This window comes from Micromonospora sp. NPDC051227, from assembly GCF_044455385.1.
Classification (GTDB): domain Bacteria; phylum Actinomycetota; class Actinomycetes; order Mycobacteriales; family Micromonosporaceae; genus Micromonospora.
Genome location: NZ_JBITET010000001.1, coordinates 403,719 through 426,535, shown reverse-complemented (window position 1 = coordinate 426,535; position 22,817 = coordinate 403,719). Strand labels below are relative to the sequence as shown.

The 22,817-nt window shown below is 72.0% G+C and carries 21 protein-coding genes; 14 read left to right on the top strand and 7 right to left on the bottom strand.

All coding sequences use genetic code 11. The features are described 5' to 3' along the window. Nucleotides 1-14 precede the first annotated feature (14 nt). From ACIA47_RS02025 to ACIA47_RS02015, 3 genes are all read left to right on the top strand, one after another. Entirely contained in the window at nucleotides 15-542 is a 528-nt protein-coding gene (locus ACIA47_RS02025; RefSeq protein WP_396704684.1) for a DinB family protein, read from the top strand. Nucleotides 543-580: 38 nt separating this feature from the next. Next, entirely contained in the window at nucleotides 581-1,831 is a 1,251-nt protein-coding gene (locus ACIA47_RS02020) for a DUF222 domain-containing protein (protein ID WP_396704682.1), read from the top strand. Between the two features lie 685 nt (nucleotides 1,832-2,516). Then, nucleotides 2,517-4,097, top strand: a complete 1,581-nt coding sequence (locus ACIA47_RS02015) for a DHA2 family efflux MFS transporter permease subunit (RefSeq protein ID WP_203120983.1) — start codon at nucleotides 2,517-2,519, stop codon at nucleotides 4,095-4,097. A gap of 53 nt (nucleotides 4,098-4,150) precedes the next feature. Here ACIA47_RS02015 and ACIA47_RS02010 read toward each other — a convergent pair whose 3' ends face one another. The 4 genes from ACIA47_RS02010 to ACIA47_RS01995 form a co-directional block, all read right to left on the bottom strand. After that, the gene (locus ACIA47_RS02010; protein WP_203120984.1) at nucleotides 4,151-4,612 is read right to left on the bottom strand and encodes a DUF5709 domain-containing protein; all 462 of its coding nucleotides are present in this window, start codon (nucleotides 4,610-4,612) and stop codon (nucleotides 4,151-4,153) included. Nucleotides 4,613-4,734: 122 nt separating this feature from the next. Further along, nucleotides 4,735-5,619, bottom strand: coding sequence for an alpha/beta fold hydrolase (locus ACIA47_RS02005; protein ID WP_396704679.1), 885 nt, complete (start codon nucleotides 5,617-5,619; stop codon nucleotides 4,735-4,737). A gap of 112 nt (nucleotides 5,620-5,731) precedes the next feature. After that, complete coding sequence (locus tag ACIA47_RS02000; protein ID WP_203120988.1) at nucleotides 5,732-6,655, bottom strand: sigma-70 family RNA polymerase sigma factor; 924 nt, start codon at nucleotides 6,653-6,655, stop codon at nucleotides 5,732-5,734. Nucleotides 6,656-6,750: 95 nt separating this feature from the next. Next, the gene (locus ACIA47_RS01995) at nucleotides 6,751-7,719 is read right to left on the bottom strand and encodes a helix-turn-helix transcriptional regulator (protein WP_396704676.1); all 969 of its coding nucleotides are present in this window, start codon (nucleotides 7,717-7,719) and stop codon (nucleotides 6,751-6,753) included. 63 nt (nucleotides 7,720-7,782) lie between these two features. On the opposite strand from ACIA47_RS01995, the gene ACIA47_RS01990 reads away from it, so the two are divergent. Genes ACIA47_RS01990 through ACIA47_RS01980 form a run of 3 tightly spaced genes read left to right on the top strand, consistent with a single transcriptional unit; the run spans nucleotide 7,783 to nucleotide 10,872 of the window. Further along, nucleotides 7,783-8,916, top strand: a complete 1,134-nt coding sequence (locus ACIA47_RS01990) for an epoxide hydrolase (RefSeq protein ID WP_203120992.1) — start codon at nucleotides 7,783-7,785, stop codon at nucleotides 8,914-8,916. After that, entirely contained in the window at nucleotides 8,913-10,070 is a 1,158-nt protein-coding gene (locus ACIA47_RS01985) for a winged helix DNA-binding domain-containing protein (RefSeq protein ID WP_396704674.1), read from the top strand. Before ACIA47_RS01990 ends, ACIA47_RS01985 begins: the two co-directional genes overlap by 4 nt. Before the next feature lie 37 nt (nucleotides 10,071-10,107). Beyond that, nucleotides 10,108-10,872, top strand: coding sequence for a YqjF family protein (locus ACIA47_RS01980; RefSeq protein ID WP_396704672.1), 765 nt, complete (start codon nucleotides 10,108-10,110; stop codon nucleotides 10,870-10,872). Here ACIA47_RS01980 and ACIA47_RS01975 read toward each other — a convergent pair. Next, the gene (locus ACIA47_RS01975; RefSeq protein WP_396704670.1) at nucleotides 10,866-11,843 is read right to left on the bottom strand and encodes an aldo/keto reductase; all 978 of its coding nucleotides are present in this window, start codon (nucleotides 11,841-11,843) and stop codon (nucleotides 10,866-10,868) included. The two genes, ACIA47_RS01980 and ACIA47_RS01975, sit on opposite strands and share 7 nt — an antisense overlap. A gap of 170 nt (nucleotides 11,844-12,013) precedes the next feature. Between ACIA47_RS01975 and ACIA47_RS01970 the strand changes: the two genes are divergently transcribed. From ACIA47_RS01970 to ACIA47_RS01955, 4 genes are all read left to right on the top strand, one after another. Then, nucleotides 12,014-12,373, top strand: coding sequence for a hypothetical protein (locus tag ACIA47_RS01970; protein ID WP_203120998.1), 360 nt, complete (start codon nucleotides 12,014-12,016; stop codon nucleotides 12,371-12,373). Nucleotides 12,374-12,404: 31 nt separating this feature from the next. Beyond that, complete coding sequence (locus tag ACIA47_RS01965; protein ID WP_396704667.1) at nucleotides 12,405-12,965, top strand: carboxymuconolactone decarboxylase family protein; 561 nt, start codon at nucleotides 12,405-12,407, stop codon at nucleotides 12,963-12,965. A gap of 4 nt (nucleotides 12,966-12,969) precedes the next feature. After that, nucleotides 12,970-13,536, top strand: a complete 567-nt coding sequence (locus ACIA47_RS01960; RefSeq protein ID WP_203121002.1) for a TetR/AcrR family transcriptional regulator — start codon at nucleotides 12,970-12,972, stop codon at nucleotides 13,534-13,536. A gap of 127 nt (nucleotides 13,537-13,663) precedes the next feature. Further along, entirely contained in the window at nucleotides 13,664-15,031 is a 1,368-nt protein-coding gene (locus ACIA47_RS01955) for a cellulase family glycosylhydrolase (protein WP_396704665.1), read from the top strand. 128 nt (nucleotides 15,032-15,159) lie between these two features. Here the strand turns inward: ACIA47_RS01955 and ACIA47_RS01950 are convergent, their stop codons facing one another. Together ACIA47_RS01950 and ACIA47_RS01945 are read right to left on the bottom strand one after the other, a co-directional pair. After that, entirely contained in the window at nucleotides 15,160-15,390 is a 231-nt protein-coding gene (locus ACIA47_RS01950; RefSeq protein WP_396704663.1) for a helix-turn-helix domain-containing protein, read from the bottom strand. Further along, on the bottom strand, nucleotides 15,390-16,091 hold the full coding sequence (locus ACIA47_RS01945) for a GlxA family transcriptional regulator (protein WP_396704661.1): 702 nt from the start codon (nucleotides 16,089-16,091) through the stop codon (nucleotides 15,390-15,392). Before ACIA47_RS01945 ends, ACIA47_RS01950 begins: the two co-directional genes overlap by 1 nt. Between ACIA47_RS01945 and ACIA47_RS01940 the strand changes: the two genes are divergently transcribed. From ACIA47_RS01940 to ACIA47_RS01925, 4 genes are all read left to right on the top strand, one after another. Then, on the top strand, nucleotides 16,084-16,269 hold the full coding sequence (locus ACIA47_RS01940) for a DJ-1/PfpI family protein (protein WP_396704659.1): 186 nt from the start codon (nucleotides 16,084-16,086) through the stop codon (nucleotides 16,267-16,269). The genes ACIA47_RS01945 and ACIA47_RS01940 overlap by 8 nt on opposite strands. A gap of 161 nt (nucleotides 16,270-16,430) precedes the next feature. Continuing rightward, nucleotides 16,431-19,100 carry a glutamate--cysteine ligase gene (locus tag ACIA47_RS01935; RefSeq protein WP_396704657.1) on the top strand — a complete coding sequence of 890 codons (2,670 nt, stop codon included), beginning with the start codon at nucleotides 16,431-16,433 and terminating at the stop codon, nucleotides 19,098-19,100. A gap of 89 nt (nucleotides 19,101-19,189) precedes the next feature. After that, nucleotides 19,190-20,968: an N-acetylglutaminylglutamine amidotransferase gene (locus tag ACIA47_RS01930; RefSeq protein ID WP_396704655.1), complete on the top strand. Its 1,779-nt coding sequence runs from the start codon at nucleotides 19,190-19,192 to the stop codon at nucleotides 20,966-20,968. Continuing rightward, entirely contained in the window at nucleotides 20,969-22,813 is a 1,845-nt protein-coding gene (locus ACIA47_RS01925; RefSeq protein WP_396704653.1) for a prolyl oligopeptidase family serine peptidase, read from the top strand. Nucleotides 22,814-22,817 lie beyond the last annotated feature (4 nt).

The following is a 22,817-nucleotide window of genomic DNA, read 5'->3' as shown; positions in this document are numbered from 1 at the left end:
GCCATAGTGCCGCGATGAAGGCGGACCTGCGCAGTTACTTGAATGGCGGCCGCGAGTCGCTGCTGTGGAAGCTCGACGGGCTCGGCGAATACGACATTCGGCGTCCGTTGACCCCGACCGCGACCAACTTGCTCGGTCTGGTGAAGCACGCAGCGGCCATGGAGATCCTCTACTTCGGCGTCGTGTTCGGCCGACCGTTCGAGCAGGAGCTGCCGTATGTCGGCGACGGAGCAGAGACCAATGCCGACATGTGGGCGAGCGCAGATGAGACCCGCGAGGAGATCGTGGAACTGTACCGTCGCGCGATCGCCCACGCCGACACCACCATCGAAGCCCTTGCGCTGCATGAGGTAGGCCACGTGCCGTGGTGGGGCGATGCAGCGGTCACGTTGCACCATGTCCTGGTCCACGTCATCGCGGAAACCCAACGGCACGCCGGTCACGCCGGCGGCATCCTCCGCCGGTCGGCGCGGCATGCGGCGGCGGGACCGTCGGCGCAGAGCCTCCGTTCGCCGGCCGGGCCCGCAGCAGATCGATCATGATGACTGAAAGTGTCGTACACCTGTTCTAGTCTCGGGTCATGGTTGACGGCTTGGCGCAGGCAGAGGATGCCATCGCGGCCTGCGCCGACGCGGCCACCTGGGCACTGCCCGAGGACGAGCTGATCGCCGCGCTCGACGCCGCGCACCGCATCGAGCAGCGGCTCGCCGCGGTGAAGCTGGCCCTGATCCGTGAGCTCGACGGCCGGGGCACCGCTACCACCCAGGGCGCCTCCTCCACCGCGGTCTGGCTCCGCGAACGGTTACGCCTCACCATCCCGGCCGCCCGCCGCCTCGTCGACCTCGCCGCCGTCCTGGACACCGGCAACCCTGGGGTACGCCACGCACTGGCCGATGGCCACATCACCGTGGACCAGGCCCGGGTCATCGCCGACACGGTGGACAACGTGCAGACCGTCGCTGGTCCCGAGGCCACTGAAAAGGCCCTCGGAGTGCTCGTCGAGTGGGCCAGCCAGTTCGACCCCACCCTCTTACGCAAACTCAGCACCCGAATCCTCGACCACGTCGCACCCGACATCGCCGACGACGCCGCCAAAGCGGCCCTGGACGCTGAAGCCCGCCGCGCCACCCGAGACCGCCACCTCACCCTCTCCACCCTGACCGACGGCCGCCTGCGACTCACCGGCATCCTCGACACCGAGACCGCCGGCCTGCTCCGCGCCGCCATCGACCCCCTCAGCGCACCAGCCGGCCCCGATGACCAGCGCTCTCCCGGGCAACGCCGCCATGACGCTCTCAGCGACGTGTGCCGCCTCGCACTGCGCACCGGCGAGTTGCCCGAGCACGGCGGTGATTCCGCCCAGATCGTCGTCACCACCAGCTACGACGGGCTGACCCGGCAACTGGGCAGCGGTGCCCTCGACACTGGCCTGCACCTCACCTCCGAGGTCGTGCGCCGCCTCGCCTGTGACGCCGCCATCCTTCCCGCCGTCCTCAGCGGAGCGGGCCAACCACTCGACCTCGGCCGACAACGTCGTCTCATCGCCGGCCCGCTACGACGTGCCCTGGTGCTGCGTGACCGGGGCTGCGCCTTCCCGGGCTGCGACCGACCACCGCGCTGGTGCGACGCCCACCACATCAAGCACTGGGCCGACGACGGCGACACCAGCCTCGACAACGCCGTGCTGCTCTGTGGCCATCACCACCGCCACCTGCACCACAGCGACTGGGCCGTGCGATTGGCAGGCTGCGGCCACCCCGAGTTCGTGCCACCGGCCTGGCTCGACCCCGACCAGGTCCCCCGCCGCAACCACTACCACCGACGAACGTAAGCACCACCAGCGCAACAATCACCCCGCTCAGCAGGCCGACCGAGTGGCCAGCGCCAGCACGCCCTAATTCCACGCGGCTACCGAAGCGGTGCGGGGCGCGCGGCCAGGTTCCGTGCGCCCTGCTCCGGTGCGCCCTGCTCCGGCTCGGCTACCGAGGCGGTGCGAGGTGCGTGCGCGACCAGGGCCCGGCACGCCCAGCCACCGGGGGCGGAATGAGGGCCTGCCGGACAGGGTCGGGTGTGGCCTACGGGCGGACTTTCCGCCTGGCCGCGGTCGGCGACCGGCGAACTTCAGGGCACCGCACCGGCATCCTCGACGAACCCGTCGGTCGGCCCGTCGTCGGGCAGGGGCGCGACGCGGACCGCGATCGCCGCGCCCCGTTCCCGGGGGTCCGGACGCCGCGGAAGTCGTTGAGGGACGGTCGCGACGAAGCCGGGGCAGGCCGCGATGATCAGGATCTTCTGTCGCGCTGCCGGCTGACCGCCACCCCGACGAGCGGCTGTAAAAGGGCGGCCGTTCGGATACGTGGCCGGCCGGTCACGAAATCCGGCGGCGAATCGTCACAGCTGGCGGTTAGTCTTCCTCCGCGCGTCGTCGTCCTGGCACGTCGCGCCCCGCGCCCGGTTGGCGCGGCATCGCCGCCACCGCCCACCGTCGGCCGGCTCAATCGACTTCAGGAGTGTTAGTGACACAGCAATCCCTCGCGACATCGGACAAACTCGACGCCGCGGTGCTCAAGGTGGCGGGCGTCGTCGTCCTTGGCGCGATCATGTCGATCCTCGACGTGACGGTGGTCAGCGTGGCGCTGCCCACATTCCAGAGCGAGTTCGACGCGTCCTACGCCCGCGTCGCCTGGACCATGACCGCCTACACCCTCGCGCTCGCCACCGTGATCCCGCTCAGCGGGTGGGCGGCGGACCGGTTCGGCACCAAACGGCTCTACATGGTGGCGCTGGCCCTGTTCACGATCGGGTCGGGGCTCTGCGCCATGGCCGACACGATCGGCGAGCTGATCGGCTACCGGGTCCTGCAGGGCCTCGGTGGCGGCATGCTCATGCCGCTGGGCATGACCATCATGACCCGGGCGGCCGGTCCGCACCGGATCGGCCGGCTGATGGCCGTCCTCGGCATCCCGATGCTGCTGGGGCCGATCGGCGGCCCGATCCTCGGTGGTTGGCTGATCGACACCGCGAGCTGGCACTGGATCTTCCTGATCAACCTGCCGATCGGCCTGATCGCCCTGATCTACGCGCAGGTCGCGCTGCCGAAGGACGCGCCCGAGCCGTCCGAGTCGTTCGACTTCGTCGGCATGCTCATGCTCTCGCCGGGCCTCGCCCTCTTCCTCTACGGTGTCTCGTCCCTGCCGGAGGCGGGCACCTTCACCGAGGCCAAGGTCTGGGCCCCGATGCTGGTCGGCGGCGCGCTGGTGGTGGCGTTCGTGCTCTACTCGTTCAAGCCCCGGCACCCGCTGCTCGACCTGCGGCTGTTCCGCAACCGCAGTCTGACCATCGCGTCGGTGACGATGTTCGTGTTCATCATCGCGTTCATGGGCGCCGGCCTGCTGTTCCCGAGCTACTTCCTGCAGGTGCGCGGTGAGTCGACGCTGGCCGCCGGCCTGCTGATGGCGCCGCAGGGCATCGGCGCGATGATCACCATGCCGATCGCCGGCACGCTGGCCGACCGGGTGCCGATCGGGCGTACCGTCCCGTTCGCGCTGGGGCTCATCGTCGTCGGGTTCTTCGGTTTCACCCAGGTCGACCCCCAGACGTCGTACTGGCTGCTCGGCGGGTCGCTGTTCGTGATGGGCCTGGGTATGGGCGGCACGATGATGCCGATCATGACGTCGGCGCTGCGGACGTTGTCGGCCAACGACGTGGCCCGCGGCTCGACGCTGGTCAACATCCTCCAGCAGATCGGCGGCTCGGTCGGCGCCGCCGTGATGTCGGTGATCCTCACCAACGAGCTGAACGGCTCTCGGCAGATCCCCGGCCTGGTGGACGAGAGCGGCAAGCCGGTCACCGAGGCCGGGCTGGCCATCGCCGCCCAGCAGCGGCCGGAGCTGCTCCAGCAGATGCCGGTCGACCCGTCGATCATCGAGCGTGGGCTCGACTTCGCCGCCAAGTCGTTCGCGACCACGTTCTGGGTCGCGTTCGCGCTGGTCGTGCTCACGATCATCCCGGCGGCGTTCCTGCCGCGCCGACGTCAGCCGGCGCAGCTCGACGACCCGCAGGGTGAGCAGGTCAGGACGCCCGTCGTCATCCACTGACCGACCCACCGCGCTCGGCACCCGGTGAGGTGCCGAGCGCGGCGGGTACGGCGTCAGCGCAACGGACCGTCGCCGGGCCCGTCCGGGTCCTCGACCAGGTGGATCGCCGCCTCCTCCGCGCTGGCGGCACCCGCGTCGATGCCGGCGTCCCATGCCACCGACTCGGCCTCGTCGTCCTCGCGGACGCCCTCGTCGTAGGCGACGAGACGGCCGGCACGCGCCTCCAGGTCATAACCCCGGCGGGTCAGCTCGTCCTCGTCGTCGCCACCCTCGGCGTACGGGTCGACATCCGGCACCTCCTGGGCGAGGTGTTGCTCCAAAGACTCGCCCGCCCGCTCCTCGGCCGGCGTGGTGCCGAACCGGTTTGCCGCCGTCCAGTGGTCCTCGGCGATGATGCCGGTGTCGAGGGGGTCGCCGACCCGGTCGTCGTCGAGGGTGTCGGAGGCGTCCAGGACGCCGTCGTCCTCGGCCACGTTCCACTCGTCGACGGAATCCATCCGTTCGGTCTGGCTCACGGCGGTCTCCTCTTCGTCACGGTGCAGCAAAGCGCTCAGCCTATGACCGTGCAACGCGGCAGCACCCCGAGGTCTGCCCGCTGTGACGAACGGACCTCGGGGCGGGCGCTTGCCGTGGTGGGTCAACGCTTCAGCAGCTCCGCCACGGCGTCGGTGAACTCCACCGGCTGCTCGATGTGCGCGAAGTGTCCGCTTCGCTCCAGCGTCACCAGCCGCGAGTCCGGGAGCCCCGCGTGCAACTGCTCGGCCCAGCGGGGGCCACAGATGAAGTCGTACGCTCCGACGATCACCACGACGGGCACTGTGATCTCAGCGAGGTTCTCCCGCACGTCGAAGGGCGTGGGGTCCTGCGCGCCGGCCGGCGTCGCCCAGATCCGGACGGCCGCCTGAAAGGGGGCGAACTCGTCCTGTCGGCCCCAGAAGTCCGCGAAGTACACCGGCAGGGCGGCGCGCAGAGCGGCCCCCAGGGACTCGTCGTCAGTCGCGCCGCCGATCTGCGCGAAGGCGGCCGGGACCGCCGCCGCCTCCGGCCGGTCGGCGTGCCGCTGCGGGTAGGCGGCGAGGCCGGCCATGGCCTCGGCCCAGAACTCGGCGCCGGTGACGGGCGAGGTGTCGTACAGGGCGAGGCCGGAGATCCGGTCCGGGTGGGTGAGCGCGTACCGCTGGACGACGAAACCGCCGTGCGAGTGCCCGAGGAGGTACACCCGGGGTTCGCCGAGGTGCTCCACGACGGCGTGCAGGAACCGGACATACGTGTCGAGACGGTAATCGTCGGGATTGTCGAGCTGCCCCGACTCGCCAGTGCCCACCGGCTCGACGTAGACCATTGTGAAGTGCGTCTCAAGGCTGGGTGTCCGCAGGTACGCCCACTCGATGCCTGGACCGCCGGAGTGCGCCACGCAGACCGGACCGGTGCCGGCGACGTGGTAGACCTGCCGAACGCCATCCACTGTGAACGTGTGGGCACCGGGTGCGAGGGCGCTGATGTCGTGGCTGGTGAAACCCATGAACTATCTCCCGATCCGAGACCCGTGCGGCGACCGCCGACACGGCGACTGGTGCATGACGCAGACCAGATGCGCGGGTCGAGAGGAAAGTTCGCTCGGTCGGAGAAGTTTTTCAGACCAGCGCGGGGACGGGGTGGAAGAGGGTGAGTTGGCGCACCCGGCCCTCGCGCAGCACCTGCAACCACAGCGCCGCGGGTGGGCAGTGCTCCGGGTCGTCGGGTGGGCTGATCAGGTCGGTTTCCCAGATCAGCACGTCACCGCTGGCCACCACGTTGCGCAGCCGCTGACGTACCCCGGCGGCCAGGTCGCAGTTCATGCCGCTGATGGCCAGGTCACGGCCACCGCGTGGGCCGCCTGGCACGATCATCTCGGCGTCCGGCCACCAGCTCTCGCGGACCACCCGCTCGAAGTCGCCGCCCATCGCCGTGGTGATCATGTCGCTGCCCTCCCGCCACCGCGAGTCGTTCGAGGCGGCGACGTCCGTGTGTGCCGCGTCCGCCGCCGTCCGCAGGCCGCCGGCGAGCGCCCGGCGGGCGTGGCTGAGGCGGCTGCGGACGGTGCCGACCGGCACGCCACACACGGCCGCGATCTGCTCGTACGAGGACGCGTCGCTGAAGTACCTCAGCAGGGTGACGAGCCGGTCAGGTTCGGACAGTTGCCCGAGGGAGTGCCACACCCAGTCGCGCATCGCGGCCCGGTCCAGTGCCTCCTCAGGGGTGGGTGTGTCGGCGGGGCGGGTGAACCACTCGGGTTCGGCGACCGGGACGGCTCGGGGCCCGCGCAACGCCATCCGGCTGTTGTTGCGGACGATGGCCCGCAACCAGGGGCCGACGGCGTTCGGGTCGCGGATCTCGCCGATGCGACGCAGGGCGACGACCATCGTGTCCTGCACCGCGTCCTCGGCGTCCGGCCCGTAACCGAGGACGCCCAGCGCGACGGCCCGCATCCCGGCCTCGTGCCGGGCCAGCAGCGCCCCCAGCGCGGCCGCGTCTCCCGCCTGCGCGAGTACGACCAGCTCCCCGTCGCTCTGCGTCACGCCCAGTTCCTCCCCGAAACGCCTGTTCCGTACGCTTGTGCTCCATCAAGCGTACGGCGGACCGGCGTGCCGATGCCCCCGGGCCGTCGACCGTCCTACGCTGCGGACGGGCCGGCGGCGCGGGTCGCCCGGGTGCCGATCTGCCGTAGGTGCGCGATCAACTCCGAAGGCTCGTGCACCTCCATGTCGCAACCGAGGGTCAGCAGGCGCCACGCCAGCCACTCCAGAGTGTCGGCGTTGCTGCGCAACCGGCAGGAGGTCGCGTCGATCGGCTCCAGATCGACGCCGGTACCACCGAGCGGGCCCGCCATTTGCTCGACCGGCGCGTGCAGCGTCACCACCGCCCGGTAGACGGGTGTCAGCTCAAGCAGCTTCTCCGTCATGAACGAGGCGGCGTCGGACGCGGGCAGTTGCCGGGCGGCGACCCGGGTCCGGGTGGGGCGCAGGTCGGTGATCCGATCGACCCGGAAGATCCGCCAGTCGTCGCGGTCGTTGTCGTAGCCCACCAGATACCAGCGCCGCCCCGCCGACACCAGCTTGTACGGCTCGACGAGCCGTTCGGTGTCCACGCCGTCGCGACGGCGGTAGATGAACCGCAGCTGCTCACGATTGTTGACGGCGGCGGCCAGCGCGCTCAGGTGCTCCGGGTCGACAGTCGGTCGATCCCAGGTGAGCAGCGGTTCGGTGGCCGCCCCCAGCGCGCTGACGCGGTGCCGCAGCCGGGACGGCAGCACCTGTTCGAGCTTGGCCAGCGCGCGGACCGAGGCCTCCTCGATGCCGGCCACCGCGTGACCGGCGGCGGTGCGCAGACCGACCGCGATCGCCACCGCCTCGTCGTCGTCGAGCAGCAGCGGAGGCATGGCCTTGCCGGCGATCAGGCGGTATCCGCCGATCGCGCCCATCGTCGCCTGCACCGGGTAGCCGAGGTCGCGCAGCCGCTCCACGTCGCGGCGGATGGTGCGCAGGCTGACCCCGAGCCGGGTGGCCAGCTCGCTGCCGGGCCACTCGCGGGGCGTCTGCAACAGCGACAGCAGGCCCAGCAGTCGGGCGGGGGTGTCGGACATGATCCCAGAATGCCAGCGATGTGTGCCAGAACCTGTCCTATATGGGCCGTAGCGTTTCCCGGCATGACGCCATTTCGCATCGACATTGCGCAGGTGGACCTCGACGACCTGCGTGACCGGCTCTCCCGAACCCGGTGGCCCCGCTCGTTGCCCGGCACCGGTTGGAGCCGTGGGGTGCCGGTGACGTACCTACGCGAGCTGGCCGAGTACTGGGCGAATGGTTACGACTGGCGGGCCCACGAGGCGCGCCTGAACGACTTTCCCCAACTCGTCACCGAGATCGACGGCTTGGCTGTGCATGTGCTGCACGTCCGCTCGCCGGAGCCGGACGCGTTGCCGTTGCTGCTGACACACGGCTGGCCGAACTCGGTGGTCGAGTTCACCGAGCTGATTGGCCCGCTGTCCGACCCACGCGCTCATGGCGGTGACCCCGCGCAGGCGTTTCACGTGGTCGTGCCGTCGGTGCCCGGCTACGGTTTCTCGCAGGCGCCGCCGGCCGGGTTCACGATCGACCGGCTCGCCCGGATGTGGGTCGAGCTGATGGCCCGCCTCGGCTACCGCCGTTATGGCACCCAGGGCGGCGACCTCGGTGCGTACATCGCGCCACGGGTGGCCGCGGTGGCGCCGGAGCAGGTGGTGGGCGTGCACATCGACGGCGGGTTCGGCTTCCCGACCGCCGCCGACGTGCCGGACATGAGCGCGGCGGAACGCGCCGAGTGGGAACAGATGCAGCAGTGGATGAGCGGTGGCGTCGACCATCACGCGCTGCTGCGGGCAGCGCCGCAGACCCTCTCGTACGCCTGGAACGACTCGCCGGTCGGGCTGCTGGCCTGGATGATGCAGAAGTTCAAGGAGTTCACCATGACGGTGCCCACGCCGGAGCAGGCCATCGACCGGGACCACCTGCTCACCAATGTCAGCCTCTACTGGTTCACCGGCACGTCGGGAACGTCGTCGTGGCCCATGTACGAGCGGCTCACCGTCGCCGACGATGGCGGTTTCGCCTGGCCGACGGGCCAGCGGCGGGTGCCGTCCGGTGTGTACGGCGGCGGCTCCGCGTTGATGCGCCGCCTCGCCGAGCGAGACAACACGATCGTCCACTGGCCGCAGGGCAACCCGGGCAGCCACTTCGTGGCGATGGACGAGCCGCTGGCGCACGCGGCGGACATCCGCGCGTTCTTCGAGGGCCTGCGATGATCGAGCTGAGCTGGGCGCAGGTGTCCGCCCGACGGCTTGCGCGGCACCGGCTCCGCACACCGGCGGCGGACGCGGCACCGGACGCCGCGCGCATCGCCGACGTGGTGTCGGCGATCTGCGGCGCGCACGCCCAGATCGCGTCGGCCGCCGAGCTGTCCATCGGGCTGCGGGTGCCGGGCGCGACCCGCGCCCTGGTACGCCGGTCACTGTGGACCGACCGAACCCTGGTCAAGACCCGTGGGCCACGCGGGACCGTGCACCTGCTCGCCGCAGCGGACCTGCCGATGTGGGTCGGCGCGCTGACCGCGTTGCCAGCGCCGTCCTGGGAGCGGAGCGTTGTCCTGCTGACGCCCCGGCAGACCGAGCAGGTCCTCGCGGCCATCGCCGACGCGGTCGCCGACGCCGACCTGACCACCGCCGAGCTGACCGAGGAGATCGTCGCCCGTACCGGCCCGTGGGCGGGTGACCTGGTCATGGAGGCGTTCCAGGACAAGTGGCCCCGGTGGGTCGCGGCGATGACCGCAGCCACCCGTGGCGGAGTGGTCTGCTTCGGCCCGAATCGCGGTCGGGCCAGCACGTACACCAGCCCGACCCGGTGGCTGCCCGACTTCGCGCCGATGCCCGGTCCCGCCGCCCTGGCCGCCCTCGTCCGCAGCTACCTGCACGCGTACGGGCCGGCCCCCCCGGCACAGTTCGCCCGCTGGCTGGGGGTGCCTCCGGGGTGGGGGACGTTGCTGTTCGACTCGCTCGACCTGACCGAGGTGACGGTGGAGGGCACCCGGGCCTGGGTGGCCCCCGACGACACCGAATTCCCCGACGACCGGCCGTCCGGGTTGCGGCTCCTGCCGTACTTCGACGCGTACGCGGTCGGCTGCCACCCCCGCGAACGGCTCTTCCCCGATGCCGCCGCCGAGCGGGCGCTCGCCGGTGGCCAGGCCGGCAACTATCCGGTGCTGCTGGTCGACGGGGTGGTCGCCGGCGTGTGGCATCAACGCCGCTCCGGCCGCTCGATCCGGGTCACCGTCGAGCCGCTGCGGACGCTCGGTGCCGCCCAACAGCGGGCGTTGGGGGAGGAGGTCGAGCGGGTCGGCGAGATCCTGGAGGGTGAGGCGTCGCTGACCATCGGCACCATCGGTGTCGGCCCGCACGCCTGAGACCACGCCGGCCAGCCCGCTGAGCCAGGATGAGGGGGTGCACCCCGAACCGGTCGACCACGCACCCCGGCAGGCGTTCCCCTGGGCGCTCCTGCGGCAGCGCTGGGAGGACCTCACCTTCCTGCACTGGGCTGTCGCTCCGGCGCTCGTCGCGCCGCTGCTGCCCGCCGGCACCCGTCCGGACACCCTGGAGGGGGTGAGCTACGTCGGCCTGATCGGTTTCCGGATGGTCGGGCTGGGCTTCGGCCGGGGGCCGAGGGTGCCCTACTTCGGCACCTTCTGGGAGACCAACGTCCGGCTGTACTCGGTCGACGAGGCCGGCCGACGAGCGGTGGTGTTCCGGTCGCTCGACGCGTCCCGCCTGGTGCCGGTGCTGGTGGCGCGGGCGACGTTGCGCCTGCCGTACCTCTGGTCGTCGATGCGGTTGGATCGCGACGGCGACCGTCGCAGCTACCGGTGCCGGCGGCGCTGGCCCGGACCGGCGGGCGCGACGAGCCGGATGGTGGTGCGGGTGGGGGAGCGGATCGTCGAGCCGACCCCGCTCGAACACTTCGTCACCGCCCGCTGGGGGCTGCACACCCGGGCGTACGGGCGCACGCTGCACCTGCCGAACTGGCATCCGAGCTGGCCGCTGCACCGGGCCGAGGTGCTGCACCTGGATGACGAGTTGGTGGCCGCCGCCGGGCTGCCGGCCCCGCTCGGGCCGCCGGTCAGCGTGCTCTACTCGCCCGGTGTCGGGGTCCGGTTCGGCCCGCCGGTGGCGGCCCGGCCACGCGGTGCCGGGCCGCCGGAGCCTCAGTAACGGCCACCCTCGGGTGCGGGCAGCGCGTCCAGGTCGGCCAGGTCCTCCGCGCTGAGCCGCACATCAGCGGCCGCGCAGTTGTCCACCAGGTACTCCGGGGTCTTGGTGCCGGGGATCGGGATGACCTGGTCACCCTGGGCGACCACCCACGCGAGGGCGACCTGCGCGGGGCTGAAGCCGGCCCGGTCGGCGATCTCCCGGACCCGGGCGACGATGGCGAGGTTGGCGCGCAGCGCGTCCTGCTGGAAGCGCGGCAGGCCACGCCGGAAGTCGTCGGCGGGCAGGTCGTCGAACGAGGTGAACCGGCCGGCGAGGAAACCGCGACCGAGCGGGGAGAACGGCAGGAAGGCGATGCCCTGCTCGGCGCAGTACGGCAACACCTCGGCCAACGGGTCGCGCGTCCACAGTGACAACTCGGACTGCACCGACCCCACCGGGTGCACCGCCTGGGCCCGCGCGATCTGCGCGACCGTCACCTCGGACAACCCGAGCTGCCGGGCCTTGCCCGCCGCCACGACCTCGGCCATCGCGCCCCAGGACTCCTCGATGGGCACCTCCGGGTCGACCCGGTGCAACTGGTAGAGGTCGACGTGGTCGGTGCCGAGCCGGCGCAGGCTCTCGTCGATCGCCGTACGGATGTGCTCCGGGCGGCCGTTGTTGCCGATCTTCGGTGAGTTGCCGGGGCCACCGGTGGGGGAGGTGGCCACCAGGCCGACCTTCGTGGCCAGTACGGCCCGCTCCCGGTGCCCGCCGGCCAGCGCCCGCCCGACCAGTTCCTCGTTGGTGTACGGCCCGTACACGTCCGACGTGTCGATCAGCGTCGCGCCCAGGTCCAGTGCCTGTCGGATGACGGAGATCGACGTGTCGTCGTCGCGCGGGCCGGTGATGTCGTAGCCGTGGCTCATGCCCATGCAGCCGAGGCCGATGACGCCGACCTCGGGTCCGGTGCTGCCCAGCGTGGTGGTTCGCATGCGCCCCACGCTACGACCGGACCGGCCGACCCGCACCCGCCGTGGCGGGCGCGGCTGCTCCCCGGGTACGTGACGACTCTCACCGAAAGTGGACTCGGGAGTCCGGTACGGTGGCGTTAAGCGGACCTGCGAGTCCGGATCTACCCCGACGGTTACCCACGAGGAGCCCCATGAATCCGGTACGGATCAGCGACGCCCTGCGCGCTGTGGTCTTCGAGCCGACGCGCGACCTGACCGAGGCGCTCGACGAGTTCTACGCCCCCGACTACACCCACCGCAGCGACGGCGAGACCCTCGACCGGGCCGGATTCGTCGAGATGGTGACCCGGGTACGCGGTCAGATCGTCAGCGGCACCGTGCGGGTCCTCGACGAGCTGCGCGACGGTCTCCGCTACGCCGAACGACACGTCTACGAGATCACCCTGGCCGACGGGTCGACCGCCCGGCGGGAGATCACCATCTTCGGGACGTACGCCGAGGACGGCCGCTTCCGCCACCTCAGCGAGACGGGTTTCGACCTGCCCGCCTGAACCGTCTCGACGACCACCCTTGGAGCGAGCCATGCCCCGCCTTGCCGACCCCGACCCGAACGCGATCCCGGCCGACGTCCGTGACGTTCTGTCCGCCCTGCCGCCCGACCCGATGGTCAAGATGCTGACCCACTCGGTCGGCACGGTGAAGCTCTTCATCCAGCTCGCGAGGGCGCAGTTCACCTCGTTGGAGCTGCCCGCCCGCTTGCGGGAACTGGTCATCCTCACCGTGGCCGAGTACACCGGGTGCGAGTTCGTGGCGGCCCAGCACGCTCCCATGTCCGAGGCGGCCGGCGTCGACGAGGGCACCCGCGAGATCATCAGCAGCCGGGACATCGACAACCCGCACCTCCGCGCGTACGACCGCACGCTCATCCGGTTCGCCGCCGAGGTGGTGCGGTCACCGCGCGTTCCCGACGACCTCTTCGACAAGGTGCGGCACATCCTCAGCGAGCGCGAGATCGTCGAGGTACTCCAGGTGATCGGCTACTACTGGTCGTTCGGCCGGGTGGCCACGGTGCTCGACGTCGAACTCACCACCGTGTACGGCGACGAGCCGCTGCTGACCGACGAGACCGAACGGGCAGACTGAGGCCATGGCCCCACCGACGCCGAGCGACCCGGATGCTCCCCATCGCCGTCTGGACGCCCGTCGCAACCAGGAGCGGGTCATCGCCGCCGCCCGGGAGCTCTTCGGCGAGCAGGGTCTGCAGGTGACGGTGCCGCAGGTGGCGGAGCGGGCCGGGGTGGGTCGCGCGACGGTCTACCGCAGCTACCCCAGCAAGGAAGACCTGATCGTCGCGGTCGTCCAGCGGCAGTTCCAGGAGCTGGAGCAGCGCACCCGCGCGGCGCTCGACGGCGTCGACGCGTACCGGGAGTGGTGTTCCTACGTGCCCGACCTGTTCGGACGCCTCGCCCGCGACCGGGTCCTCGCCGACGCGTTCTTCGAGGGCAGGCTGGTGCCCGCCGCGCGCATCCTGGGGCTGATCGGGCAGCTGGTGGCGGAGGCCCGAGCGTCCGGCAAGATCCGCCCGGACGCCGGGGAACTGGACATCCGGGTAATCCTCTGCGGGGCGGTCCGGCAGCTCATCGTGCTCGACGAGCGCGACCCGGCGGTGTGGCGCCGGTACGCCGACCTGGTGCTCAACGCGCTGCGCCCCTGACCGGGCGGGTGCGGTGCTGGCGCTGACCCCCTCCGGCCAGCCTTGCATACATTGGCATTGATCGATATTGTGCGCGCAGGCGCCGCCCCGCCTCAGACCACCACCGTCGATCCGAAGCGGGTTCCGCATGCGCACACTGAGACTTGTCACGACCCTGGCCGTCGCCGGCCTGCTCGCCGCTGGGGTGGCAGTGGTCGCCGCCACACCGGCCAGCGCGGCCACCGCCGTGTTCTCCGTGACGAACAACTGGGGCAACGGCTACCAGGGGCAGGTCACCGTCACCAACGACACCTCCGCACCAATCACCAGCTGGCGGGTCGAGTTCGACCTGCCGTCCTCCTCGACCGTCAGCCAGTCGTGGAACGCGCAACAGACGACCTCGGGCAGCCACTACACCTTCGCCAACGTGTCCTGGAACGGCACCCTCGCCGCCGGCGCCTCCACCTCGTTCGGCTTCCTCGTCAACGGCACCGGCACCCCGGTCAACTGCACAGTGAACGGCGCGTCCTGCGCCGGCGGCCCGCCCCCGACCACGCCGCCACCCACCACCCCGCCGCCGACCACCCCGCCGCCGACCACCCCGCCGCCGACCACCGGCACGCCGGTCGAGCGGCACGGGCAACTGCGGGTCTGCGGCACCACGATGTGCGACAAGTCCGGCGCGCGGGTGCAGCTGCGCGGCATCAGCAGCATGTGGCTCAACTGGGAGACGGCCCCGTACGCCGAGAACCTCTCCGCACTGCGCTGGATGCGGGACAACTGGAACCTCCAGGTGATCCGCGCGGCCATGGGCGTGGAGCCGGCGGGGGCGTACCTCAGTGACCCGGCCAAGGCACGCGCGCAGGTGGAGACCATCATCAACAACGCGGTCACGGCCGGGGTCTACGTGATCGTCGACTGGCACGCGCATGAGGCGCAGAACAACCAGTCCCAGGCGGTGGCGTTCTTCGGTGACCTGGCCCGCCGGTACGGCAACCTGCCCAACGTCATCTGGGAGCCCTACAACGAGCCGCTCCAGGTCAGCTGGACCAACGTCATCAAGCCGTACCACCAGGCGGTGGTCTCCGCGATCCGCGCCGCCGACCCGGACAACATCATCGTGCTCGGCACCCCGACCTGGTCACAGGACGTGGACGTCGCGGCGGCCAGCCCGGTCACCGGCACCAACCTGATGTACACACTGCACTTCTACTCCTGCACGCACGGGGCGTCGCTGCGCGCCAAGGGTGACGCGGCGATCCGCGCGGGTCTGGCGCTGTTCGTCACCGAGTGGGGCGCCAGTAACGCCGATGGCGGCCTCGACGGCCGGGCCTGCCTGCCGGAGGCGCAGTCCTGGATCGACTGGATGAAGGCGAACGGCATCTCCTGGACGGCCTGGAAGCTCGACGTCGGCACCGACACCACCAACCTGCTCAGCCCGGGCGCGCCGGTGACCGGCGGGTGGACCAACTACCTGCACGGCCACGCGCCGTTCGTGGTGGCGAACATGAGGTGACCTCGGCCGCTCCTTGGCCGTGATTGATCGAATCGAGACTGCTGATGTCGGGGTGTCCAGGCCGGCGGGATACCCCGACATCACCAAACCCGTGTCGATCAATCCCGCCGAGGCCACCGTCGACAGGTTCAGGGGGTGAAGGCCCGCCGGTACGCGGTAGGGGTGGCGAAGGCCCGCTGAAAATGCGCACGGAGGTTGGTCGCCGTGCCCAGGCCGGTGCGCGGCGCGACCTCGTCGACGGTGATTTCGCCGCTCTCGAGCAGGGTGCAGGCCTCGCGCAGCCGTTGCTGGATCAGCCACGCTCGTGGGCCCATCCGGAACCGACTCTGAAAGCTGCGATGCAGCGTACGGCTGGACATCACACCCTGTCGGGCAAGGTCCGCGACGGTGATCGGACGATGCAGGTTGCTGCTCGCCCAAGCGGTGACCGCGGCCAACTCGTCGCCTCACCTCCGACGCCGACCGGGATGAACTGTGCCTGACCGCCGGCTCGGTGCAGTGGGGTGATCATGTGACGGGCCCGTTGGATGGCGACATCCTGCCCGTGGTCGCGGCCGACCAGGTAGAGGCACAGGTCGAGGCCGGCGCTGGTGAGCACCTCACCTTCGTCGATGTAGAGCGCATTCGCGTCCACCAGCACCCGGGGGTGCTCATCCGCGAGCGCGTCGGCGTGCGCCCAGTGGGTGGTCGCGCGGCGGCCGTCGAGCAGACCGGCCTGGGCCAGCGCGAAGGCCCCGGTGCAGATCGACGCGATGCGGGCGCCACGACGGTGAGCCAGCCGCAGCGCCTCGAGAGCGCGCGGCGGTGCCGGGCCACGGCGGAACCCGGGCACGATCACCGTGTCGGCGTCGTCGAGGGCGTCGAGCGTCGCGGTGACGGTCAGCTCCAGGCCGACGGTGGTGGTGGAGACCGAACCACCGTCCAGCGCGCACACCGTCATCGCGTACCGGCCGTTGAACCGGGCCGCAGAGGGTGCCTTGGCCCAGGCGCAACGCGGCGTGCTCCCGGCCAGGCTGGTCGCGCTGGCGCCATCGGCGCAGTGGATGGCGTCGGTGTGCACCGGTGCGCTGCTGCTCGCCGCCGCCGGCCTGCTGACCGGCCGGCGGGCGACCACCAACCGCAACGCGTACGACGAGTTGCGTGCGCATGACGTCACCGTTCTCGACGAGCGGGTGGTCGACGACGGTGACCGGGTCGCCGCGACCATCGAGTACCGGCCGCAGACCCTGACCCGTTAGCGGCGCGCCGGTCCCCGACTCCACCCGCAGGCTGATCACCTGCCCTGAGCAGCCCGGGCAGAACGGGCGCCTCACCTTAACGCGCCCGAAACACCCCCGGTACCAACCCTGGGAACGCTCGTCGGACAGTCGACACCACCGACACGCGAACCGGGGTGACCATGGCCGACAACACCACGAACGCGCCGACGTACGACGGACCGGTGGGCCGGTCCGGCAACGGCCGGACACTGCCCACGCCGCGCATCCATCCGGCCCTGTCGCTCGACGACGGCGACCCGGCTGACCTGGCCACGATCGGTGTGGAGGAGGAGTTCCACGTCGTCGACCTGCACACCCGGGAGTTGGTGCCCCGCGCCGGGGAGTTGCTCGACCGGTTGCCGGCGGCCTCGTTCACCGCCGAGCTGCACCGCAGCGTGGTGGAGACCAACACCGCTGTCTGCCGCACCCTGGACGAAATCCGCGCCGAGCTGACCGGGCTGCGGCAGACCGCCGTCCGGGTCGCCGACCGGGCCGGGCTGGGCATCGTGGCGGCCGGTACGGTGCCGCTGCGCGCCGACGGCGATCCGAGTGTCACCCCCACCTCCCGGTACCGGCGGATGCTCGACGAGTACCAGCTGCTCGCCCGGGAGCAGCTGATCTGCGGAGCGCAGGTGCACGTCGGCGTCTCCGACCGGGACCTGGCGGTGGCGGTCACCCGTCGGGTCCAGCCGTGGCTGCCGGTGCTGCTCGCCCTCTCCACCAGCTCGCCGTACTGGATGGGTCAGGACAGCGGCTACGCCAGCGTCCGGTCCCTGGTCTGGCAGCGCTGGCCCACCGCCGGTGACCCGGGCGAGGTGACCAGCGCCGCCGACCACGAGGCGTTGGTCGCCGAGCTGATCTCCTCCGAGACCATCACCGACCCCGCCATGATCTATTTCGACGTCCGGCCGTCGGCGCACGTGCCCACAGTGGAGCTGCGGATCACCGACGCCAACGCCGACGTGGAGACCATCGTCCTGCTCACCGGCCTGTTCCGGGCGCTCGTGCGGCGGGAGGTCGCCGCCCTGCGCGCCGGGGTGGAGCGCACGGCCGTACGACCACCGGTGCTGCGCGCCGCCGTGTGGCGGGCGGCCCGTTCCGGGTTGGAAGGTGACCTGCTCGACCTGCCCCGGTCGGCCCGACCGGTGCCGGCCGCCCAGGCGGTCCGTCGCCTGGTGACCGACCTGCGCCCGCAGCTGGAGGCGACCGGGGACTGGGAGCAGGTCAGCGAGCTGACCCGGTACGCGTTGGAACGTGGCAGCTCCGCCGCCCGGCAGCGGCGGGCGTACGAGCGACGGGGCCGGTTGGCCGACGTGGTCGACCTGCTGCTCGACGAGACCCGGGGTCGGGTCCGCGGGCCGCTGCCGGGTGCGCCGACACCGCCGGCGCTGCCCACGTACGCCGACGCCGGCGACGAGGTCTTCGGACCGGCCGGACCGCAGCCGGCGTACGCCCCGATGCTCGCGGCCCTGCGCCAGCTCGGCGCCGGGGCCCTGCGTCAACGCGAACGCGACCGGGACGAGGAACAGCGGGCCCGGGGGGTGACGTTCAGCGTGGCCGGCGAGGCGAGCACCCGGCTCTTCCCGGTCGACCTGGTGCCCCGGGTGGTGCCCGCCGCCGACTGGCGGACCCTGCGGACCGGCCTGGTGCAACGCGCCCGCGCCCTCGACGCGTTCCTGCGCGACGTCTACGCCGACCGGGCCGTGGTGGCCGACGGCGTGGTGCCGGCGTGGGTGGTGGAGTCCTCACCCGGGCTGCGCCCGACCGGGGCGCTGATGGGCCGGCGGCGCACCCGCGCCCAGGTGTCCGGCACCGACCTCGTCCGGGACCCGGACGGCGGCTGGTACGTGCTGGAGGACAACCTGCGGGTGCCCTCCGGGATCGGCTACGCGGTGCAGAACCGGCGGCTGACCCGGGCGGTGCTGCCGGAGCTGCCGGTGCCGGAGGATCTGCTGCCCGCCGACGAGACGCCGGCGATGCTGTACCGGGCGCTGGTCGCCGCCGCCCCCGCCGCGGCCGACGACCCCGCCGTGGTGGTGCTCAGCAGCGGCCCCGGTGATCCGGCGTGGTTCGAGCATCGGCTGCTCGCCGACGAGATGGGGGTGCCGCTGACCGAGACCAGTGACCTGCTGGTGGAGGAGGGCCGGGTCCGGCTGGTCCGCGAGGGCTGCCGCCGCGAGGTCGACGTGATCTACCTGCGGATGGACGAGGAGGCGCTGCTGCACGCGCCGGGCGCGGACGGGGTGCCGCTGGGGTGGCCGCTGCTCGCCGCGGTGCACGCCGGGCGGCTCACGCTGGCCAACGCGCTGGGCAACGGTGTCGGTGACGACAAGGCGCTGTACGCGTACGTGCCCCGGCTGATCGAGTACTACCTGGGCGAGAAACCGCTGCTCGGGGACGTGCCGACGTACCTGTGTGGGCTGCCCGAGCAGCGGGCCGAGGTGCTGGGCCGGCTCGACGAGCTGGTGCTCAAGCCGGTCGACGGGTACGGCGGTGACCGGGTGGTGATCGGCCCCCGTGCCGAGGCGGAGGAGTTGGACGCGGTCCGGGAGCAGATCCTCGCGGCCCCGCACCGGTGGATCGCCCAGGAGATGATCGCGCTGACCACCCACCCGGTCTTCGACGGCACGGCGCTGGCCCCCCGCCACGTCGACCTGCGAGCGTTCGTGTTCCTCGGTGACACCGCCGAGGTCGCGCCGGTGGCGCTGACCCGGGTGGCGCCGGCCGGCAGCATGATCGTCAACTCGTCGCGGGGCGGTGGGTCGAAGGACACCTGGCTGCTCGGTGGAGCCGACGAACCATCGGTGTAACCCACGCTTGACCCACACGTCATCGGGACGCAACCCGGTCCGCCAAGCCTGGACCGGTCAGCGGCCCCAGCCGATGAGAGGTGCGTGACATGTGTGGTATCGGAGGCGAGTTCCGCCTCGACGGGGCACCACCTGACCTGGCCGCCGTCGAGCGGATGCTCCCCGCCCTGGCCTCCCGGGGCCCGGACGGCGAGGGGCTGTGGCAGCAGGGTCCGGTGGCCCTCGTGCACCGCCGGCTGCGCATCATCGACCTGTCCGACGCGGGCGCCCAACCGATGGTCGACAGCGAGCTGGGTCTGGCCGTGGTCTTCAACGGCTGCATCTACAACTACCGGGAGCTGCGCGACGAGCTGACCGCCGCCGGTTACTCCTTCCGGTCCACCTCGGACACCGAGGTGATCCTCAAGGCGTACCACCGGTGGGGGACGGCCTGCGTCGAGCGGTTCTACGGGATGTTCGCGTTCGCCCTGGTCGAGCTGGCCACACACACAGTGGTGCTGGCCCGCGACCGACTCGGCATCAAACCGCTCTACCTGGCCGAGGGGCCGGGCCGGGTGCGCTTCGCCTCGACAGTGCCGGCGTTGCTCGCCGCCGGTGACGTGGACACCGACCTCGACCCGGTGGCGCTGCACCACTACATGAGCTTCCACTCGGTGGTGCCGCCGCCGCGCACGATCCTCGCCGGGGTCCGCAAGCTGCCGCCCGCCACCGTGCGGGTGATCACCGCGGACGGCCGGAGCACCGACACCACCTACTGGCGGCCGGAGTTCAACCGGGCCGCCGTCCCGGCCATGTCGGCCGACGAGTGGCAGGAACGGCTCATGGCGGCGTTGCGCACCGCCGTACGACGGCGGATGGTCGCCGACGTGCCGGTCGGCGTGCTGCTCTCCGGCGGTCTCGACTCCAGTCTGATCGTCGCCCTGCTGGCCGAGCAGGGCCAGACCGGCCTGGCCACCTTCAGCATCGGCTTCGAGGCGGCGGCGGGGGAGAGCGGCGACGAGTTCCACTACTCCGACCTGATGGCCCGCCACTTCGACACCGACCACCAGCAGATCCGCATCGGCGCGAAGCGGTTCGTCCCCGCCGTGCACCAGGCCATCGCGGCGATGAGCGAGCCGATGGTCAGCCACGACTGCGTCGCGTTCCACCTGCTCTCCGAGGAGGTCTCGCAGCGCATCACGGTGGTGCAGTCCGGGCAGGGCGCCGACGAGATCCTCGCCGGCTACGACTGGTACCCGCCGATGGCCAATGTGGCCCGCGCGGATGCCGTCGAGGCGTACGCCCGGGTGTTCTTCGACCGTCGCCACGACGCGCTCGGCGGGCACCTGGCGCCCGAGTGGATGCTCGACCACGACGCCAGCCTGGAGTTCGTCGCCGCGCACTTCGGCGCGCCCGGCGCGGACACCGCGCTGGACGCGGCGCTGCGCCTGGACAGCCTGGTGATGCTTGTCGACGACCCGGTCAAGCGGGTCGACAACATGACGATGGCCTGGGGGCTGGAGGCCCGCGTGCCGTTCCTCGACCACGAGGTGGTCGAGCTGGCCGCCGCCTGCCCACCGGCCATGAAGCTGGCGCAGGGCGGCAAGGGGGTGCTGAAGGCGGCGAGCCGGGGCATCGTCCCGGACGAGGTGATCGACCGGCCGAAGGGCTACTTCCCGGTGCCCGCCATCCGGCACCTCTCCGGCCCACTGCTCGACGACGTGCGGGACGCGCTGACCGCCCGACCGGCGCGCGAGCGGGGCCTGTTCCGCAAGGACTACCTGGAGGAGTTGCTGGACGCGCCGAACGCCCGGCGGACCACGCTGGGCTCCAACGCGCTCTGGCAGCTCGGGCTGCTGGAGCTCTGGTTGCAGCGGATCGGGGTTTAGATGAGCGTACGGATTGAGCCGCCGCGCACCACCCGGCGGCCCCGACCCGCGAGCCACCGGCCGGTGTCGCCGCCGGTGCCGATCAGCGAGGACTTCGCCCCCGCGCCGTCCCCCGACGGCCGCCGGGTGGCGTTCCTCTCCGACCGGGCCGGCACGCCCGGCGTCTGGGTCTGCCAGGTCGACGCGGGTGCGCCCGTCGCGCTGCCCGTCGGTGACGAGCCGGTCCTCGCGCTGAGCTGGTCCCCGGACGGCCAGTGGCTGGCCTGTGTCGTCGCCCCCGGTGGCGCGCCCCGCACCGAGCTGTGGGTGCTGCGCCCGGACGGCACGCGACGCCACCAGGTCGCCGGGTTCGGTCGCCGCAGCGCCGCGCTGGCCGGCTGGCTGCCTCACGGCGCGGTGCTGGCGGTCACCGAGACCGACGAGCACGGGCAGGCCCTCCTGGTCGACGCGGCCACCGGGCGCCGGCGGGTGCTCGCCCAGGGCGACCTGCTCACCCTCCTGGACGTGACCCCGGACGCCGGCACCGCGCTGCTGCGCCGTGGCCCCCGTAACGCCCGCTGGCTGGAGGTGCTCGACGTGGCCACCGGCGTTCGGCTGCGGCTATTCCCGGACACCGGGCGGGGCAGCACCGACCAGGGTTGGTTCGGCCCGGACGGAACGAGTGTGCTGGCCCGCACCGACGCGTACTCCGAACTCGCCGCGCTGGTACGGGTCGACCTGACCCGACCGGAGCAGCCGCCGACCCGGCTCGCCGGACGGCCGGACGCCGAGCTGGAACACGTCACGCCCAGCGCGGACGGGCAGCGCGGCGCGCTGCTGTGGAACACCTACGGCGGGCGCAGCGAACTGAGCCTGCTCGACTTCGCCAGCGGTGTGCAGCGGGCCGTCACCGCCCCCGGCGAGGTGCTCGGCGACGCCGTCTTCGCCGCCGACGGCGGCCTGCTCTGCCTCACCGCGCAGGGGCCGGTGCAACCACGGGAGGTCTGGCTGGTCGACCCGTCGACCGGGGCGCCGCGCCCGCTGCGGCCGGACACCGCCCCGCGCATCGACGACGCCGGCGTGGCACCGCAACTTCTCGACCTGCGGGCCCGTGACGGGCTGCCGCTCTCCGGTTGGCTCTACCGCCCGGCCGGCCCGGGGCCCTGGCCGACGGCGATCAGCCTGCACGGTGGACCGGAGGCGCAGGAGCGTCCCGGCTACCACCCGCTGTTCCAGGCCCTGGTGGCGCAGGGCGTCGCGGTCTTCGCGCCCAACGTCCGGGGGTCGTCCGGTTTCGGCCGGTCGTTCGTCGCCGCCGACAACCTCGCCGGCCGCTACGGTGCGATCGCCGATGTGGCGGCCTGCGCCGACTTCCTCGTCGACGCCGGCGTCGCCCGGCCCGGCCAGCTCGGCTGTCTGGGCCGCTCCTACGGTGGCTACCTGGTCCTCGCGGTGCTGGTGAACTTCCCCGGTCTGTTCGCCGCCGGGGTCGCCGAGTGCGGCATCTCCGACTTCCAGACCTTCTTCGCCGGCACCGAGCCGTGGATCGCCGCCGCCGCCGTCAGCAAGTACGGCGACCCGCACCGGGACGCCGACCTGCTGCGCGACCTCTCCCCGCTGACCCACATCGACCGGCTGGACGTGCCGGTGCTGCTGATTCACGGCGCCAACGACACAAACGTGCCAGCGGGCGAGTCGGCGCAGGTCGCCCAGGCACTCGCCGACCGGGGTGTGCCGTACGGGCACCTGGTGCTCGCCGGGGAGGGGCACGACTTCCTGGCGCGGGCCAACGCCGAGGCGGCCCGTACGGCCACCACCGGCTGGCTGGCCCGGCACCTCGCCGCGACCGCGACCGTCGTCGGCTGAGGCG

Excerpts from the sequence above, each read along its gene's own strand:
- ACIA47_RS02025 (WP_396704684.1), top strand. The coding sequence starts at position 15 with ATGAAGGCGGACCTGCGCAGTTACTTGAATGGCGGCCGCGAGTCGCTG.
- ACIA47_RS02020 (WP_396704682.1), top strand. The coding sequence starts at position 581 with ATGGTTGACGGCTTGGCGCAGGCAGAGGATGCCATCGCGGCCTGCGCC.
- ACIA47_RS02005 (WP_396704679.1), bottom strand. The coding sequence starts at position 5,619 with ATGGGTTTCACCAGCCACGACATCAGCGCCCTCGCACCCGGTGCCCAC.
- ACIA47_RS01995 (WP_396704676.1), bottom strand. The coding sequence starts at position 7,719 with ATGTCCGACACCCCCGCCCGACTGCTGGGCCTGCTGTCGCTGTTGCAG.
- ACIA47_RS01990 (WP_203120992.1), top strand. The coding sequence starts at position 7,783 with ATGACGCCATTTCGCATCGACATTGCGCAGGTGGACCTCGACGACCTG.
- ACIA47_RS01985 (WP_396704674.1), top strand. The coding sequence starts at position 8,913 with ATGATCGAGCTGAGCTGGGCGCAGGTGTCCGCCCGACGGCTTGCGCGG.
- ACIA47_RS01975 (WP_396704670.1), bottom strand. The coding sequence starts at position 11,843 with ATGCGAACCACCACGCTGGGCAGCACCGGACCCGAGGTCGGCGTCATC.
- ACIA47_RS01970 (WP_203120998.1), top strand. The coding sequence starts at position 12,014 with ATGAATCCGGTACGGATCAGCGACGCCCTGCGCGCTGTGGTCTTCGAG.
- ACIA47_RS01965 (WP_396704667.1), top strand. The coding sequence starts at position 12,405 with ATGCCCCGCCTTGCCGACCCCGACCCGAACGCGATCCCGGCCGACGTC.
- ACIA47_RS01960 (WP_203121002.1), top strand. The coding sequence starts at position 12,970 with ATGGCCCCACCGACGCCGAGCGACCCGGATGCTCCCCATCGCCGTCTG.
- ACIA47_RS01955 (WP_396704665.1), top strand. The coding sequence starts at position 13,664 with ATGCGCACACTGAGACTTGTCACGACCCTGGCCGTCGCCGGCCTGCTC.
- ACIA47_RS01950 (WP_396704663.1), bottom strand. The coding sequence starts at position 15,390 with ATGTCCAGCCGTACGCTGCATCGCAGCTTTCAGAGTCGGTTCCGGATG.
- ACIA47_RS01935 (WP_396704657.1), top strand. The coding sequence starts at position 16,431 with ATGGCCGACAACACCACGAACGCGCCGACGTACGACGGACCGGTGGGC.
- ACIA47_RS01930 (WP_396704655.1), top strand. The coding sequence starts at position 19,190 with ATGTGTGGTATCGGAGGCGAGTTCCGCCTCGACGGGGCACCACCTGAC.
- ACIA47_RS01925 (WP_396704653.1), top strand. The coding sequence starts at position 20,969 with ATGAGCGTACGGATTGAGCCGCCGCGCACCACCCGGCGGCCCCGACCC.